14 protein-coding genes and 1 riboswitch are annotated in these 17273 nt (G+C 68.7%); of the genes, 5 read left to right on the top strand and 9 right to left on the bottom strand.

Translation table 11 applies throughout. The features are described from left to right. The first annotated feature begins 238 nt into the window (after positions 1-238). From GH664_RS02245 to waaA, 3 genes are read left to right on the top strand one after another with little or no spacing between them, the layout of a single operon-like run. On the top strand, positions 239-481 hold the full coding sequence (locus GH664_RS02245) for a type II toxin-antitoxin system Phd/YefM family antitoxin (protein ID WP_153166533.1): 243 nt from the start codon (positions 239-241) through the stop codon (positions 479-481). Beyond that, positions 481-912, top strand: a complete 432-nt coding sequence (locus GH664_RS02240; RefSeq protein WP_153166532.1) for a type II toxin-antitoxin system VapC family toxin — start codon at positions 481-483, stop codon at positions 910-912. The genes GH664_RS02245 and GH664_RS02240 overlap by 1 nt, the downstream gene beginning before the upstream one ends. 51 nt (positions 913-963) lie before the next feature. Then, positions 964-2229: a lipid IV(A) 3-deoxy-D-manno-octulosonic acid transferase gene (waaA, locus tag GH664_RS02235; protein WP_153166531.1), complete on the top strand. Its 1266-nt coding sequence runs from the start codon at positions 964-966 to the stop codon at positions 2227-2229. A 127-nt stretch (positions 2230-2356) separates the two neighbouring features. Here waaA and GH664_RS02230 read toward each other — a convergent pair whose 3' ends face one another. The 6 genes from GH664_RS02230 to GH664_RS02205 all read right to left on the bottom strand — a co-directional run bounded on the left by GH664_RS02230 (position 2357) and on the right by GH664_RS02205 (position 10965). Beyond that, a complete protein-coding gene (locus tag GH664_RS02230) occupies positions 2357-3670 on the bottom strand; it encodes a TolC family outer membrane protein (RefSeq protein WP_153166530.1) in 1314 nt (437 codons plus the stop codon). Between the two features lie 57 nt (positions 3671-3727). Beyond that, the gene (locus GH664_RS02225) at positions 3728-4051 is read right to left on the bottom strand and encodes a rhodanese-like domain-containing protein (RefSeq protein WP_153166529.1); all 324 of its coding nucleotides are present in this window, start codon (positions 4049-4051) and stop codon (positions 3728-3730) included. 6 nt (positions 4052-4057) lie between these two features. Beyond that, entirely contained in the window at positions 4058-4711 is a 654-nt protein-coding gene (locus GH664_RS02220) for a protein-L-isoaspartate O-methyltransferase (RefSeq protein WP_153166528.1), read from the bottom strand. 67 nt (positions 4712-4778) lie between these two features. Continuing rightward, positions 4779-7991 (bottom strand): efflux RND transporter permease subunit, encoded by a 3213-nt coding sequence (locus GH664_RS02215; RefSeq protein ID WP_153166527.1) that lies wholly within the window; start codon positions 7989-7991, stop codon positions 4779-4781. Beyond that, entirely contained in the window at positions 7988-9079 is a 1092-nt protein-coding gene (locus tag GH664_RS02210; protein ID WP_153166526.1) for an efflux RND transporter periplasmic adaptor subunit, read from the bottom strand. The genes GH664_RS02215 and GH664_RS02210 overlap by 4 nt, the downstream gene beginning before the upstream one ends. 149 nt (positions 9080-9228) lie before the next feature. Then, positions 9229-10965 (bottom strand): surface-adhesin E family protein, encoded by a 1737-nt coding sequence (locus tag GH664_RS02205; RefSeq protein WP_153166525.1) that lies wholly within the window; start codon positions 10963-10965, stop codon positions 9229-9231. 181 nt (positions 10966-11146) lie between these two features. Beyond that, positions 11147-11244: riboswitch (TPP riboswitch) on the top strand. Positions 11245-11311: 67 nt separating this feature from the next. Here GH664_RS02205 and thiD point away from each other — a divergent pair. Both thiD and thiC read left to right on the top strand, forming a co-directional pair. Beyond that, positions 11312-12142: a bifunctional hydroxymethylpyrimidine kinase/phosphomethylpyrimidine kinase gene (thiD, locus tag GH664_RS02200; protein ID WP_194270317.1), complete on the top strand. Its 831-nt coding sequence runs from the start codon at positions 11312-11314 to the stop codon at positions 12140-12142. Positions 12143-12251: 109 nt separating this feature from the next. Further along, positions 12252-14168, top strand: a complete 1917-nt coding sequence (thiC, locus tag GH664_RS02195) for a phosphomethylpyrimidine synthase ThiC (protein WP_153166523.1) — start codon at positions 12252-12254, stop codon at positions 14166-14168. 85 nt (positions 14169-14253) lie between these two features. On the opposite strand, the gene GH664_RS02190 is transcribed toward thiC, so the two are convergent. The 3 genes from GH664_RS02190 to GH664_RS02180 all read right to left on the bottom strand — a co-directional run bounded on the left by GH664_RS02190 (position 14254) and on the right by GH664_RS02180 (position 17272). After that, a complete protein-coding gene (locus tag GH664_RS02190) occupies positions 14254-15066 on the bottom strand; it encodes a thiazole synthase (RefSeq protein ID WP_153166522.1) in 813 nt (270 codons plus the stop codon). Positions 15067-15149: 83 nt separating this feature from the next. After that, positions 15150-16262 (bottom strand): acetoin dehydrogenase dihydrolipoyllysine-residue acetyltransferase subunit, encoded by a 1113-nt coding sequence (locus tag GH664_RS02185; protein ID WP_153166521.1) that lies wholly within the window; start codon positions 16260-16262, stop codon positions 15150-15152. Beyond that, on the bottom strand, positions 16262-17272 hold the full coding sequence (locus tag GH664_RS02180) for an alpha-ketoacid dehydrogenase subunit beta (protein WP_153166520.1): 1011 nt from the start codon (positions 17270-17272) through the stop codon (positions 16262-16264). The genes GH664_RS02185 and GH664_RS02180 overlap by 1 nt, the downstream gene beginning before the upstream one ends. Between the last annotated feature and the right edge of the window lies 1 nt (position 17273).

Raw genomic sequence — 17273 nt, 5'->3', positions numbered from 1 at the left:
CAAGTGCTGTCATTTTGACAGCAATGCAGCGCCTGCAACAGTCTGGTATCGCGCCGAGCAAGATCAACTTCCTGCCACCTCAGCAGACTCGAGTTCCCGGCACGAACGGCGCTTGTCTTCACAGAGCGCTTCGACCTCGAAGCGGTTCCATGCCCCAGCGCAGGATTCCCGCCGCGGATGACTATCTCGCGAGGCCATTCTATAATCATGTGACCAACAAGCTCGCCAGGAGCCCTCCATGCAGGCAATGTCCGTCGCCGACGCCAAGGCGCACCTGTCCGAATTGCTGTCGCAAGTGGAGTCCGGTGACGAAGTGGTCATTACGCGTCGCGGCCGGCCCATCGCCAGGCTGGTGCCCGAGCGCGCGGCGGCGATCGCAGGCGCGCCATTCGATTTCGAGGCGCTGAAGCAGTTCGTCGACAGCCAGCCGGATTCGACGCAGGACACCGTGCGCGCCATGCGCGAAAGCGACGCCTGGTGATGCCGCATTACCTCGATACCTCCGTTCTGGTGCCGCTGTTCTTTCGCGAGCCGGGCACCGCGCTGGCGCAGGGCGAAGTCGCTCTCGCCTCCGACAGATGGATCAGCCACTGGACCCTCGCGGAGTTTGCGAGCGCAACGGCCTTCAAGCTCAGGAGCGGACAAACGGATGCAACGACAGCAGCACGCGCCCGCGAACTGTTCCAGCAGTTCACCGCGTCGATGCTGACGGTGGTGGATGTCTTGCGAGAAGACTTCGCCGAGGCGGCACGACTTTGCGAAACCACGCCGGCGCCCGGCCTGCGCACCCCCGACGCCCTTCACCTCGCGCTTGCCCGACGGCTGGGCCTGGTGGTGGTGACGCTGGACGGCGTACTTGCCGTAGCATGCGCGACTCACAACGTCCGCTGCCGTCATGCGTCAGAAGGCTGAAAATCCGGCAAGGGCTCGCGACCTCATCGGGCCGAGCCTGCGCAACTTCCAATGCTGACCCGCCTGCCCTACTCCCTGCTGTGGCTCCTCGTCCTGCCGCTGGCGCTGTTGCGCCTGGTATGGCGGGCGCGGCGGCAACCCGCCTACCTGAAACATGTGGGCGAACGCCTCGGCCGCTATCGCGTGCGCGCGCCGGGCCGGGTGATCTGGGTGCATGCGGTGTCGGTGGGCGAGACGCGGGCGGCCGAGCCGCTGGTGCGCGCACTGCTCGAGCGCTGGCCGGAGCATTCGGTGGTGATGACGCATATGACGCCCACCGGGCGCGAGACCTCGAAGGCGCTGTTCGGCAGCGAATCGCGCGTGTTGCGCGTGTATCTGCCCTACGACGTGAATTGCCTGGTGCGCCGCTTTCTGCGCCATTTCCGCCCGGCCTTCGGCGTGATCATGGAAACCGAACTGTGGCCCAACCTGCTGGCCGCGTGCCGCAGGCGCAAGATCCCGGTGATGCTGGCCAACGCACGCCTGTCGGAGCGTTCCGCACGCCGCTACGCGCGCCTGCCGGCGCTCACCGGCCTGACAATGAAGGCGCTGGCGGCGATCGGCGCGCAGACGGCGGCCGACGCGGCGAGGCTGTCGGGGCTGGGCGCGGAACGGGTGAGCATCACTGGCAACATCAAGTTCGACATCGCCCCGCCACTTGCAGCGCAGGCGCTGGCCGCCCGCTTTCGCGAGCGCTTCGGCTCGCGCCCAGTGCTGCTCGCCGCCAGCACGCGCGAAGGCGAGGAAGGCCCGCTGCTGGACGCCTTCGCCCGCCTCGCGCCGCCGGATGTGCTGCTCGCGCTGGTGCCGCGCCATCCGCAGCGTTTCGATGAAGTGGCGGAGCTGGTGCGCACACGCGGCCTGGCGCTGCAGCGGCGCTCGGACGAATCGCCGGTCGAGGCCGCCACGCGCGTGTGGCTGGGCGACTCGATGGGCGAGATGTTCGCCTACTACGCCGCCGCTGATGCCGCGCTGATCGGCGGAAGCTGGCTGCCGCTGGGCGGGCAGAACCTGATCGAGGCCTGCGCGGTGGGCACACCGGTGGTCGTGGGGCCGCACACCTTCAATTTCCAGATGGTCGCGGAGCAGGCCATCGCCGCCGGCGCAGCGCGGCGCGCCGGAGACATCGAGGACGGGGTCACACAAGCCCTGGCGCTGTTGCGCGATGCCGAAGCGCGCGGCGCGATGGCGACCGCCGGGCGCAAGTTTGCCGAAGCGCATCGGGGCGCGACGCAGCGCTCCATCGAGTTGCTGGAGCGGCTGAAGCCGGCCGGCTGACGCAAGGCACGAAACGGCGCCTTGCTGCGGTCATAGCCACGTCGGCCTTGCAGCGCCGCAGCAGAGTCGAGCCTGTATCGGGGGTGCGTAGGAGCGGGCTTGACCGCGATCGCTTCGGCGATCCGGATCAGCGTGCCGGCGCGGTCGTCAGCAAGGCGTTGATGGCCTGCACGTCGTCCTCGCCGAGCGTGCCGGCGGCGGCCTTCAGGCGCAGTTGCGCGAGCAGCGTGTCGTAGCGCGCGCGCGCCAGCTTCTGCTGGGTATCGGCGAGCTGGCTCTGCGCGTTGAGCACGTCGATGTTGATGCGCACGCCGACTTCGTAGCCGAGCTTGTTGGCTTCGAGCGAGGACGTCGACGACACCCTGGCCGCCTCCAGCGCCTTGACCTGCGCCAGCCCGCTGGTCACGCCCAGCCATGACTGCCGGGCGGCGAGCGCGGCGCTGCGGCGAGCGTCTTCGAGGTCGGAATCCGCCTTCAGGCGCAGCGCCGCGGCTTCGCGGGTAAGCGAAGAGGTACGGCCGCCGGAATACAGCGGCACGTTGAGCTGCAGGCCGATGGTGGTGGCCTCGGAGCGGTCGGTGGTGATCGCCGGGCGGCGATTCAGCCCGTACGAAGCGACGACGTCGACCGTGGGCAGATGGCCCGCCTGGGCGCGCTCCACTTCGCGCGCGGCGATCTCGCGCGCGAGCTGTTGCGACTGCACCCCGAGGCTGCCAGCCTCGGCTGCGCTCACCCAGTCGGCGATGTTGTCGGGCTGCGGCCGCTGCAGCTCCACGCCGGGGCGCAGGCCGGCGAGTGCGTCGGGCTGCTTGCCGATGATCTGCGCCAGCGTCTGGCGCGCGACCTCGAGCTGGTTCTGCGCGGCGATCTCCTGCGCCGATGCCAAGTCGAAACGTGACTGCGCCTCGTGCACGTCGGTGATGGTGACGGTGCCGACTTCGAAGCTGGTCTTGGCAAGCTGGAGCTGCTCGCCCGCGGCGGTGCGCAGTTGCGTGACCGCGGCCAACGCATCCTGCGCGTTCAGTACGTTGAAGTAGGCGTCGGCCACGCGCAGCACGAGGTCCTGCCGGGCAAGGCCGAACTGGCTGTCGGCCAGCGCCGTCTGCAGCTCGCCCTGCTTGTACTGCACCCAGTTCTGCCAGCGGAACAGGGGCTGGGTCAGTTGGACCGAATAGCCGTTGCTGTTGTAGTCGCGGTCGAAGCTGCCCAGGCTGGTGCGTGCATTGGCCTGGTTCCAGTTGGTGCTGGCGGCGGCGCCGATCTGCGGCAGCAGGCCGGAGAGGCCCTGCACGACTTTTTCCTGCCCGGCCTCACGCTGCGCGCGCGCGGCGGCGAACTTCGCATCATTGGCGAGCGCGTCGCGATAGACCTGCAACAGATCGGCCGCCAGGGCACCCGTGGAAAACAGACCGGCCAGGCACACCAACAACGCTCGCTTCATCACAGCTTCTCCGCAAAGACCCGCATCGGGACGCAACCGGACGGACGGCCCCGGAACTCAGTACTGCGGCATGCGCGGATCGACCTGCGCAGCCCAGCCGGCGACACCGCCCGCCAGGTTGATCACCCTGGCATGACCCTGGCGCGCGAGGAACATGCAGACCTGCGCGCTGCGCCCGCCGTGGTGGCAGATCACCACCGTCTCGCGATCGGGGTCGAGCTCGCCGATGCGTGCCGGCACCGAGGCCATCGGCATCGGCACCGAGCCCTCGATGTGGCAGAACTCGAACTCCCACGGCTCACGCACGTCGAGCAGCAGCGGCACAGGCCTCTGCTCGTCGGCGAGCCAGGCGGCAAGTTGGGCGGGGCTGATCTGTTGCATGGATCCTCAGAAGCGGAAAGTCTCGCGCCGCGCCGCATGCTGCAGCATCGGCACGACGGTCTCGAAAATGTCTTCGGTACGGAAGCGGCCCTCGGCCTCGCAGGTAACCAGCCGCGCCTTCATCACCGGTGCCTCGCCGACGAAGGCGAACAGGCGCCCGCCAACCTTGAGCTGCTCGAGGAAGGCCTGCGGCAGGAAGGGCAGGCCACCGGAAATGACGATCACGTCGTAAGGCGCACGGCCGATCCAGCCCTGCGCACCATCGCCTTCCTCGACGATGACGTTCTCGACCTTGTTGCGCGACAGGTTGGCGCACGCGAAGCGCACCAGCTCGGGCTCGATCTCGATCGAGCGGACCCACTCGGTCCGCGCCGCCAGCAGCGCGGCGAAGAAGCCGGAGCCGGTGCCGATCTCGAGCACGGAATCGGCGCGGTTGAGTTGCAGGGCCTGCAGGATCTTGCCCTCGATCACCGGCTTGAGCATGACCTGACCGCGGCCGATGGGGATCTCGACGTCGGCGAATGCCAGGGCGCGCGCGTTCTCGGGCACGAACTCCTCACGCTTCACCGTCATCAGGAGATCGAGCACGTCCGGATCCAGCACCTCCCAGGGGCGGATCTGCTGTTCGACCATGTTGAAACGCGCTTTCTCGAAGTTCATCGGGCACTCCCTGGCGAAATATTAGCACACGCTTATTTATAAAGCGTCGTCCACAGACAAAATCACGTCATTCTAGCGCAGTTGCTGCGGTGCGATCCCTGCCGAGCGCGCGGTCCGAGGGCTTCACCCGGTACCACGCCGCATACAGCGCGGGCAGGAAGAGCATGGTCAGCGCGGTGGCGACGGTGAGCCCGCCCATGATGGCGACGGCCATCGGCCCGAAGAAGGCGCTGCGCGACAGCGGGATCATCGCCAGGATCGCGGCCGCGGCGGTCAGCATGATGGGCCGGAAGCGGCGCACGGTGGATTCGATGATCGCCTCCCACGGCGTGCGGCCGGCTTCGAGGTCCTGCTCGATCTGGTCCACCAGGATCACCGAGTTGCGCATGATCATGCCCGACAGCGCGATGGTGCCGAGCATGGCGACGAAACCGAAGGGCTTGTTGAAGGCCAGCAGGAAGAGCGTGACGCCGATCATGCCCAGCGGCGCGGTCAGCAACACCATCAGCGTGCGCGAGAAGCTCTGCAGTTGCAGCAGCAGCACGGTCACCACCACCAGCACGAACAGCGGCACGCCTGCGGCCACCGAGCTGCCGCCCTTGGCGCTCTCCTCCACCGCACCGCCCACTCCCAGGCGGTAGCCCAGCGGCAAGGCGTCCTCGATCGACTTCATGGGCGGGGCGAGCTGGGCGACGAGCACGGCCGGCTGCGTCGAACCGTACAGCGTGGCGCGCACCGTCACCGTCGGCAGGCGGTTGCGGCGCCAGATCACGCCTTCCTCGAAGCCGTATTCGGCGGTGGCGACCTGCGCCAGCGGCACGCTGCGCCCGCCCGCCACCGGCAGCGCGAGATCGGGCAGCAGGCCGAGGTGCACGCGCTCCGACGTGGCGCCGCGCAGCACCACCGAGATCGTCTCGGTGCCCTCGCGGAACTGCGTCACGGTGACGCCCTGCAGCGAGGTGGCGAGCAGGTTGGCGATGTCCTGGCTGGAGACGCCGAGCAGCCGCGCCTTGTGCTGGTCGACCTTCAGCCGCACCGTCTTGGACGGCTCCTCCCAGTCCAGATGCACGTTGGACAGCCGGGCGTCGCCGCGCATGACGTCGGCGACCTGGTGTGCGATGCGACGCAGTTCGCCCAGATCGGGTCCGCTGACGCGGTACTGCACCGGGAAGCCGACCGGCGGACCGTTCTCCAGCCGCAGCACCGTCCCCATCAGCGGCCAGGGCTCGTCATCGAACATGCGGATCAGCTTCGCGCGCAGCGCCTCGCGCTCGGCGACGCCGTTGGTGAGGACGACGAACTGGGCAAAGCTGGTCTGCGCCAGTTGCTGGTCCAGCGGCAGGTAGAAGCGCGGGCTGCCGGTTCCCAGCCAGGCCACGTAATTGGCGATGCCGTCCTGCTTGTCGAGGAAGCCTTCCAGGCGGCGCACGCCGTCCTCGGTGGCCTGGTGCGAGGCGCCTTCGGCCAGGCGCAGATCAACGATCAGCTCGGGTCGGGTGGAGTCGGGAAAGAACTGCTGCGGAACGAAGCGCCCGAACACCACCAGCGAGGCGGCAAAGGCGGCCAGCGTCAGCGCGATGACCATCCAGCGATGCGTCACGCAGGCACTCACCACTGCGCGAAAGCGCGTGTAGAAGGGCGTGTGGTAGATGGCGTATTCGTCGTGCGGGTCCTGCGCATGCAGCGCACGTTCGGCCATGCGCCGCCCCAGCGCCGGGAAGACGCGGCCGACCAGCCCCGCCAGCCGCGACGGCTTGCCTGCATCGGCGCGGAAATCGGGCAGCAGGTAATAGCCGAGGTAGGGCACGAACAGCACCGCCGCGACCCACGACACCAGCAGCGCGATCACCGTCACCTGGAAGATCGAGCGCGTGTATTCGCCGGTGGACGAGGCCGCGGTGGCGATCGGCAGGAAGCCCGCGGCGGTGACCAGCGTGCCCGACAGCATCGGCATGGCGGTCGAGGTCCACGCGAAGCTCGCCGCGCGCACGCGGCTCCAGCCCTCCTCCATCTTGGTCGCCATCATCTCGACAGCGATGATGGCGTCGTCCACCAGCAGGCCGAGCGCCAGGATCAGCGCGCCGAGCGAGATCTTGTGCAGGCCAATGCCCAGCAGATGCATGAACAGGAAGGTGATCGCCAGCACCACCGGGATCACGATCAGCACCACCACGCCGGTGCGGAAGCCGAGCGACAGCAGGCTCACGGCCATGACGATGATCACCGCCTCGGCCAGCACGCGCACGAACTCGCTCACCGAGCGGCTCACCGCGTGCGGCTGGTCGGCGACGCGCTCCAGGCGAATGCCGGCAGGCAATTGGCGCTCGATGCGGACGACTGCGGCATCGAGGTTGTCGCCCAGCGCCACGATGTCGCCGCCAGCGCGCATCGACACGCCGATGCCGAAGGCGTCCTGGCCCATGAAGCGCATGCGCTCGGTGGGCGGGTCGACGTAGCCGCGCCGCACCTCGGCGATGTCGCCCAGACGGAATTCGCGCCCCTTGGCGCGGATGACGGTGGCGCGGATCGCGTCCAGATCCTCGAACTGCCCGCTCGGGCGCAGCCAGATGCGCTCGGCAGCGGTCTCGAAGAAGCCGGCGCCGGTCTCGGCGTTCTGCGCCGACAGCGCGGTGACGATGTCGCCGAGCTGCAGGCCGAAGGTGGCGAGCTTGGTGTTGGAGAGTTCGATGTAGACCCGCTGCGCCTGCTCGCCGAAGAAGCTGACCTTGGCGACGTCCTGCACCCGCAGCAGCTCACTGCGGATCGCCTCCGCATGGCGCTTGAGCTCCGCGTGCGACACACCCTCGCCGACGAGCGCGAAGATGTTGCCGTAGGTGTCGCCGAACTCGTCGTTGAAGAAGGGGCCGCGCACGCCCGCAGGGAGCGTGTAGGCGATGTCGCCGATCTTCTTGCGCGCCTGGTACCACACGTCGGGAATCTCTCGCGCCGACGTCGAGTCGCGCGTGATGACGAATACCATGGCTTCGCCCGGCCGCGAAAAGCTGCGCACCACGTCGAGCTGGGGAATCTCCTGCAGCTTGCGCTCGATCTTGTCGGTGACCTGCTGCTCCACCTCGTGCGCGGTGGCGCCCGGCCATTCCGCGCGCACGACCATGATCTTGAAGGTGAAAGGCGGATCTTCCGACTGCCCCAGGCGCGTATAGGCGACGAGCCCGATCAGGGTGGACACGAAGAGCAGGTAGAGCACCAGCGAGCGATGCGCCAGCCCCCATTCGGACAGGTTGAAGCGGCTGCCGACGCCCTTGCGATGATGGCTCATCGCTTGACGTCCAGCGCCACCGGCGCCCCCTCTTCCACCGGCCGCACCTTGGCCCCCTCGACCAGGCGCTGCACGCCGGCCACCACCACTCGTGCATCCGCCGGCAGGCCGCCACGCACCAGGGCACCATCCTCGCGCCACGCGCCCACATCGACAGCGACCCGTCGCAGGCTGTCGTCGGCGGCAACCACCCACACCTGCGCCTGCCCATCGGCCCGCGTCACCGCCGACAGCGGCAGCAGCACGCCTTCGCCGTCCGCGCTGGCGAAGGCCACGCTGGCAGTGGCGCCCAGTGGCAGCGCATCGTCGGCGCGCGGCACGCTCACGCGCAGCGCATAGGTCCGCGTCGCAGTATCGGCCGCGGGCGCAACTTCCCGCACCCGCGCCGCATAGACCCTGTCTGCCGCCATCCACGGCCGCACCTCGGCCATGTCGCCGGGCGCAAAGCCGCGCACCCGGTTCTCGGGCACATGAATCAGCACCTCGCGTTCGCCCGGCCGCGCCACGCGCAGCACGGCCTGGCCGGCCGCCACGACCTGGCCCGCCTCGGCCAGCACAGCGGTCACCACGCCGTCGGCGTCGGCCAGCAGGCGGGTGTAATCGGCCTGGTTCGATGCGCTGGCCGCCTGCGCGCGCGCCTGCCGCAACCTGGCCTCGGCCGCCTGCTGCGCGGTGCGGCGCGCGTCCAGCGCGGATTCGCTGATGAAGTTGCGCGCGCGCAGCTCGCGCGCACGCCGGAATTCGTCCTCGGCCAGCGCCAGATCGGCGGCGGCGGCGGCTTCGGCAGCGGCGGCGGCACTCGCGCCGAGGCGCGCATCCTGCGGATCGAGCTGCGCGAGCACCTCGCCGGCCTTCACCCGCGCGCCGACATCCACCCGCCGCTGCAGGATCTTGCCGCCGACGCGAAAGCCCAGATCGGTCTCGATGCGGGCGCGCACCTCCCCAGTGTAGACCTGGGCACCCGCTGCAGCGGGTGCGCCGCCAACGCTGCGCACCAGCACTGAAAGCGGCGGCTGCGCCACTTCCGGCGGCCGCGAACAGCCGGCAAGCCCCGCGCCAACTGCAAGGACCACGACCCACCCACGCATGTCACGCATAGCCATCCGTCCGCCCACCCCATGGAAAGCGCGGGCATCTCCACCTGCCCGCGGCCGTTCAGCGCAAGGGCATGATTTTAGCTGCCCGCGGCCGATGCGGGCGCGTCAATGGCAACTTCAGCGCAACTTCAGCGACATCTTCAGCGTGATTCGAGCACCAGCCGCCCATTGCCCGGCTGGACGGGGCGGCTGTTGTGCGGATACAGGCGGGTGAACACCGCAAGCTGCTCCGCCGACAGCGACACCGGCCGCTTCATCACCACCCACAGCACGCCTTCGGTGCAGGGCGGCTCCGGCAGCGACCCGATGTACAGGTAATGGGCGGGATCGGCGGGCAACAGGGTGCTTGCATCGAGCGTTGCGGCCGGCGCAAAGCTGCGCCCCCTGTCCAGCGGCAGGTTGTTCCACAGCATCTGCAGCGCCGGGCTGGATTGCGCGCCCACGGCCAGCGGCACCGCGAGCATGGCGCGGTTGCCTTCGGCGTCGCGATGCCAGAACTGCGCCACCATGTCCTGTGCCTCACCCGCGCCGCCCTGCTGCGCAGCACGATGCAGGCTCAGGTACTCCAGCAGGTAGCGGCGGCCGCGCACTTCCATGCCCATCGCCTCGTCCACTTCGACACGCAGCGTGGTTCCGGTGTCGGTAACGCGGAAATGCGACGGCCGATAGTCGAACTTCACCGGCTCCAGATCGACGCCGACGCCATCGCGCAGTTCGATCGGCGCTTGCCGCGTGCCCAGGGCGCACACGCTCCACTCCGGGCGCAGGCGGCCCCAGTATTGCGGCCCGGTCTCGCCCTCGTAGCTCCACGCCACGGCATTGGCGACGCGCCCATCCGGCTGGGGCCGAATCGGCGTCGGTCGTGGCGCCGGCGTCGCGCTGCGCTGCACGAGCGCGGCAAGCGCGGCTTCATCCAGCGCCTTCCTGTCGCGCGCCGGCCGCGCCTCGACCGCCGCTGCGGGCACCCCGGACTCTGAAGCTGGCGCCTTCGCCAGCGCGGCAGGCCGGGCAGGAGCGGCCTCGCGAACCTTGGGTTCCGGCTTCACGCTCGGCTCGGGCTTCACCTTCGGCTCCGGTTTCATCTCGGCGGCAGACGGCTGCCTGACGTCAGCCGCAACCCTGGCCCTGGCGTCGCCCGCGCTTTCGGGCGGCGGCGGCAGCTCCAGCCTGGGCAAGGGCGGCACGATGGAGCCCTGGGTGGCCGCCTGGGGCGCAGCGCGCGCCTTGTCCGCCTCTGCCGGCCTGATGTCGCCGCTGCGCACCTGGGCTGCGGCCACGTCGCGCGCAGGAATCGGCACCGGGCGCGCAACCGGATCCGCCTTGGGGATGGGCTCGGCCTTCTGCTGCACCACCGCCTTGGGCTCAGGCGCGGGCCGGGTCGCCAGCGCAGGCGGCCTGGCCCCGGCCGACGCGGGGCTCTTCTTCGCGTCCAGTGCGCCGGCGGTAGCCTTCACCGCCTCGTCGGCGATCTTCTCCAGGTCCTTCGCGGTGGGCGGGTGGCAGACCTCGCGCCACAGCCGCTCATCGACCGAATTGCGCGCCACCATCATCGGCGCCTGCTCGGCGATGGCCTCCTCGCGGAGGATCTGCTCGCTGGCGTCGAGATAGACCCGCTTCACCGTCATGAAGCTGCGGTTCATGCAGTCGTAGCGGTTGAGCGCCTTGATCGTCGCGTAGCCCGCCGTGGCAGCCTCCTCCGCCGTGAGCACGACCCGCGCCCACGACACCTTGGTGCCACGGTCGGAATTGAAGATGCTGGCGCGGTCGATCTCGACCTGGCGATTGCGGTCTCGCACCACCATCTGCCAGTCGGCGGCACCGGCGGGCAGCGCGGCAGGCAGGGCCAGCAATGCGGCGATCAGGCGAGCGGTTTTCATCGGATCGAGGGAAGAATGGGCGGCAAGGGGCGGCGGCGATGTGAAATCGGCAAGGGTCGAATGCGCTATCGTCTATTTTGACGGCAGCGGCGCATCAATCTTGAGCTGTCAATGCCCCGAACGTGATATCGGTCACTCGCCCCCGACCTTGCCATGCCGGGGGGCATCCAGTATCGTGCCCTCTTGCCGTTGGGGGTGCCCGCCGTGTGTGCGGGCTGAGAAAAACCCTTGGAACCTGATCCGGCTCGCACCGGCGTAGGGAAACGTGTTCATGAGTCGTCCTGCCAGTTCTCCGTCCGCAGCGCCTTCCGGTGCAGCGCCCCGCCCCAAGCCGCGCATCCCGAATGTGGTGTCGATCGCCGGTATCGACCCGTCCGGCGGCGCCGGCGTGCTCGCCGACCTGAAGACCTTTTCCGCGCTCGGCGCCTACGGCTGTGGCGTGGTTGCCGCCCTCACCGCGCAGAACACCCAGGCCGTCACCGGCGTGCATGTGCCGCCCACCGACTTCCTGCGCCTGCAGATCGACACACTGTTCGCCGACGTCGCGCTGCACGCGACGAAGATCGGCATGTTGGGCAGCGCCGAGGTCACCGCCGCGGTCGCCGATCGCCTGGCGCACTGGAAGGCGGGCAACGTGGTGCTCGACCCGGTCATGGTGGCCAAGAGCGGCGACAGCCTGCTCGCCAGGAGCGCCATCGCGATGATGCGCGAGGCGCTGTTCCCGCAGGCCTTCCTGATCACGCCCAACCTGCCCGAGGCCGGCGTGCTGCTGGAGCAGCGCGCACCAGAATCGGTGAAGGAGATGTACCGCGCCGCCGAGCGCCTGCGCGAGTTGCTGCCGACATCAAGCGAACGCTGGGTGCTGCTCAAGGGCGGCCACCTGCCGGGCAACGAGCTGGTCGACCTGCTGTTCGACGGCGACCGCATGGTCGAGCTGCCGGCGCAGCGCATCGACACCAAGAACACCCACGGCACCGGCTGCACGTTGAGCTCCGCCGTGGCCGCGCTGCTGCCGCAGGCTGAAGGCCAGTTTCGGCCGGTCGAAGCCGCCGTGCGTCACGCCCGCCAGTGGCTGCTTGGCGCCATCGCGCATTCGGGCGAACTCGCCGTCGGCAGCGGCCACGGCCCGGTGCATCACTTCCACGCCTTATGGCGCACGCAGCCCGGCCCACCGTAGGGCCGGCTTCAGCCGGCCGTCGACGGCGGCGAACCGCAACCGGACATCCGCTAACGGCGGGCTGAAGCCCGCCCTACAGAAACACACGATCCCACGGAGACAGCAACCCATGAACGCCAACGAAAAATTCATCGCTGCGAATGCACATGTGGACGAGGCGGCAATCGCCCCGCTGCCCAATTCGCGCAAGATCCACGTCGAAGGCTCGCGCCCCGACATCCGCGTGCCGATGCGCGAGATCACGCAGTCCGACACCCCGGCCTCGTTCGGCGCCGAGCCCAACCCGCCGATCTTCGTCTATGACTGCTCGGGCCCCTACAGCGACCCGGCCGCGAAGATCGACATCCGCTCGGGCCTGCCGGCGCTGCGCCAGCAGTGGATCGAGGAGCGCGGCGACACCGAGGTGCTGGCCGACCTGAGCAGCGAATACGGCCGCGCCCGCGCCGCCGACCGTGCGCTCGACGAGCTGCGCTTTCCCGGCCTGCACCGCAAGCCGCGCCGCGCCAAGGCGGGCGCGAACGTCACGCAGATGCACTACGCCCGCCGCGGCATCATCACGCCGGAGATGGAATACATCGCCATCCGCGAGAACCTGAACCGCCAGCAGTACATCGCGTCGCTGCGCGCCACCGGCCCCAAGGGCCAGCGCATGGCCGACATGATGCTGCGCCAGCACCCGGGCCAGAACTTCGGCGCCAGCATCCCGGGCGAGATCACCCCCGAATTCGTGCGCGACGAAGTGGCCCGCGGCCGCGCCATCATCCCCAACAACATCAACCACCCGGAATCCGAGCCGATGATCATCGGCCGCAACTTCCTGGTGAAGATCAACGCCAACATCGGCAACTCGGCCGTCACCTCCTCGATCGCCGAGGAAGTCGACAAGATGACCTGGTCGATCCGCTGGGGCGGCGACACGGTGATGGATCTGTCGACCGGCAAGAACATCCACGAGACGCGCGAGTGGATCATCCGCAACAGCCCGGTGCCGATCGGCACGGTGCCCATCTACCAGGCGCTGGAGAAGGTCGACGGCAAGGCCGAGGCGCTGACCTGGGAGATCTTCCGCGACACGCTGATCGAGCAGGCCGAGCAGGGCGTGGACTACTTCACCATCCACGCCGGCGTGCTGCTGCGCTACGTGCCGCTCACCGCCAACCGCATGACCGGCATCGTGTCGCGCGGCGGCTCGATCATGGCCAAGTGGTGCCTGGCGCATCACAAGGAGAGCTTCCTCTACACGCATTTCGAGGACATCTGCGAGATCATGAAGGCCTACGACGTGGCCTTCAGCCTGGGCGATGGCCTGCGCCCGGGCTCGATCTACGACGCCAACGACGAAGCGCAGCTGGGCGAGCTGAAGACGCTGGGCGAGCTCACCGACATCGCCTGGAAGCACGACGTGCAGGTAATGATCGAAGGTCCGGGCCATGTGCCGCTGCACATGATCCGCGAGAACATGGACCTGCAGCTCGAGCAGTGCAAGGAAGCGCCCTTCTACACCCTGGGGCCGCTCACTACCGACATCGCCCCGGGCTACGACCACATCACCAGCGGCATCGGCGCGGCCACCATCGGCTGGTACGGCACCGCGATGCTGTGCTACGTGACGCCCAAGGAGCACCTGGGCCTGCCCAACAAGCAGGACGTCAAGGAAGGCATCATCACCTACAAGCTCGCCGCCCACGCCGCCGATCTGGCCAAGGGCCACCCGGGCGCGCAGATCCGCGACAACGCGCTCTCCAAGGCGCGCTTCGAGTTCCGCTGGGAAGACCAGTTCAACCTCGGCCTCGACCCGGACAAGGCGAAGGAATTCCACGACCAGACCCTGCCCAAGGACTCCGCCAAGGTCGCCCACTTCTGCTCGATGTGCGGCCCGCACTTCTGCTCGATGAAGATCACCCAGGACGTGCGCGACTTCGCCGCCCAGCAGGGCCTGGATGAAGCCGAGGCGCTGAAGAAGGGCATGGAAGTGAAGGCGGTGGAATTCGTGAAGAGCGGCGCCGAGGTCTATCGAAACGTGTGAGCCTGCCGACCGGGCTGACGAAGCTCGGTAGCGCAACGAAAACGGGCCGCATCTGCGGCCCGTTTTCATTGTGGTGCACGCCGGATCAGGCGTCGCCGCTGATCACGCCTTCCAGCGGCGAACTCGGGCTGCCGGCGTAGCGACGCCTGGGCATGCGCCCGGCAAGAAAAGCGTCACGGCCGGCCCGCACCGCGGCGGCCATCGCCCCCGCCATCCGCACCGGGTCGCTGGCCATCGCAATCGCGCTGTTCATCAGCACGCCGTCGCAGCCCAGCTCCATCGCGATGGCCGCGTCCGACGCGGTGCCGACTCCGGCATCCACGATCACCGGCACCCGGCTACGATCGACGATGATCTCCAGGCTCCACGGATTGAGGATGCCCATGCCCGAGCCGATGAGGCTGGCCAGCGGCATGATGGCGACGCAGCCGATGTCTTCAAGCATGCGCGCCTGCACCGGATCGTCCGAGCAATACACCATCACCTCGAAGCCGTCGCGCACCAGGCGATCCGCCGCGGCCAGGGTCTCGGGCATGTTGGGAAAGAGCGTCTCGGAGTCGCCCAGCACCTCCAGCTTGACCAGCGCATGACCGTCCAGCAGTTCGCGGGCAAGGCGCAGGGTGCGCACCGCATCGTCGGCGGTATGGCAGCCCGCGGTGTTGGGCAGCAGGGTGAAGCGCTGCGGCGGCAGCACGTCGAGCAGGCTGGGGGCGGACGGATCCTGGCCGATGTTGGTGCGGCGGACTGCCACCGTGACGACCTCCGCGCCGCTCGCCTCGACGGCGGCGCGGGTCTGCGCGAAGTCGCGGTACTTGCCGGTGCCCACCAGCAGGCGCGAGCGGAAGCGGTGGCTGCCCACCTGCAGCGGGTCGATGGGGAAATCCTGTGGCGTGTTCATGTGGGCTTCCTCTGATGGCGCGAAGCGACAGGAGATCGCGGCAGGGCGAGGGGCCGGCCCCTCGATCCTGCCGCGCCCCCGCTTCAGGACAGGAAGTGATCGATGAGCCGGTTCACCTCGTTGGCGGCTTCCATCTGCACCATGTGCCCCTTGCCCGGCAGCACTTCCACGCGTACCTCGCCAGCGACCCTGGTAGCGTGCTTCACCGGGATGATGCGATCCTCCTCGCCCCAGATCGCCAGCACCGGCTTGCCCAGCCGCTCGGGCAGGTCGGCCAGCACCGTCTTCTGGCGGCCTTCGTGGAACAGCGCAGCGGAGATCGCGGCGAGCGCCGCATCCACGCCCTCGAGCCGCTTGTACTTGAGGATGTCGTCCACCAGTTGACGGGTGACCAGGCTCTCGTCGGCGAAGAGCTGTGTCAGCAGCGGCTTGAGCGTGCGCCGGTCCGCGGCGGAGACGAAGCCCTCGATGTAGCCGGCGTTGATCTCCTCGCCCAGCCCCGCGCTGCAGATCAGGGTCAGCGAATGCACCCGCTGCGGCGCCTTGCCGGCGATCGCGAGCGACACCGCGCCGCCCATCGAGTGGCCCGCCAGATGGGCCGCCTGCAGGCCCTGGCTGTCCAGGAAGCCGAGCACCACGCCGGCCAGCGTGTCCAGGCTGCCATCGCCCACCTCCTTCACCGACTCGCCATGCCCCGGCAGGTCGAGCGCATACACCGCGCGCCCGGCCGCCAGCGCCTCGTGGTTGAAGAGCCAGTTGTTGAGATCGCCGCCGAAGCCGTGGATGAGGACCATGGGCTCGCCGCCCGAGCCGCGCTTCAGGAAGCGGATGCGGCGCCCGCCCACATCGACCGTCTGCGTGCCGGGGCCGGCTTCCTCGCCCTCCTCGCTCGGCGGCACGAAGCTCGCGTTGAAGGCGTCGACCGCCGCGTCGATCTCGGCGTCGGGCACGTCGGCATCGGCGATGACGCCGAGCAGGCCGCCCACCGGCAGCACGTCCTCCTCCTTCGCCAGTTGCCGGCGCAGCACGCCGGCCACCGGAGACTCGATCCCGCCGGCGATCTTCTCGCTCTCGACCTCGATGATCTCGTCGCCGACCGCGACCGCATCGCCCAGCTTCCTGAGCCAGCCGTTGACCTTGCCCTCCTTCATCGAAAGGCCCCACTTGGGCATGGTGAGCGTGTAGATGCGCGACATCACTTGTACTCCTTCGCTTTCATGATGGCGGCCTCGATGCGGGCCACGCCGGGCACGTAGAGATCCTCCAGCGCGTCGCTGAACGGCACCGGCACGTGCGGCGCAGTGACCAGCTCGATGGGTGCCTTGAGCGCGCCGAAGGCCTTCTGCGCCACCAGAGCGGCGATGTCGCTCGCCATGCTGCAGCGCGGATTGGATTCGTCCACCACGACCAGGCGGCCGGTCTTCTCCACGCTCTCGAGGATGGTGTCCTCGTCGAGCGGCGAAGTGGTGCGCGGGTCGATCACCTCGCAATGCACGCCCTTCTTCTGCGCCGCAGCGGCCGCTTCGCTGGCGAAATTCACCATGCGGCCGAAGGCCACGATGGTGACGTCGTCGCCTTCGCGCAGCACGTTGGCCTCGCCGAACGGAATCGTGTAGCTCTCCTCGGGGACTTCGCCCTGCATCGTGTAGAGCACCTTGTGCTCCATGAAGATCACCGGGTCGTTGTCGCGGATCGCCTGGATCAGCAGGCCCTTGGCGTCGTAGGGGTTGGAAGGCACCACCACCTTCAGGCCCGGGATGTGGGTGAACACGTTGTAGAGGCACTGCGAGTGCTGGGCCGCGGCACGGAAGCCGGCGCCGTACATGGTGCGGATCACCACCGGCGTCTGCGCCTTGCCGCCGAACATGTACTTGAACTTGGCCGCCTGGTTGAAGATCTGGTCCAGGCACACGCCCATGAAATCCACGAACATCAGCTCGGCCACCGGACGCAGCCCGTTGCAGGCCGCCCCCACCGCGGCGCCGATGAAGCCCGACTCCGAAATCGGGGTGTCGAGCACCCGCCCCGGATGCTTGTGGAAGAGCCCCTTGGTGACGCCGAGCACGCCGCCCCACGCATCCTCCTCGCCCGGCGCACCGGCGCCACCGGCGTTGTCCTCGCCCATCACGATCACGGACGGATCGCGGCTCATCTCCTGGTCCAGGGCCTCGTTGATGGCCTGCTGGTAAGTGATCTTTCTTGCCATG

Source organism: Thauera sp. 2A1 (genome assembly GCF_009469595.2).
Taxonomy (GTDB): Bacteria; Pseudomonadota; Gammaproteobacteria; order Burkholderiales; family Rhodocyclaceae; genus Thauera.
The sequence above is the reverse complement of the archived record's forward strand: the minus strand, read 5'-3'. Positions and strand labels throughout refer to the sequence as shown.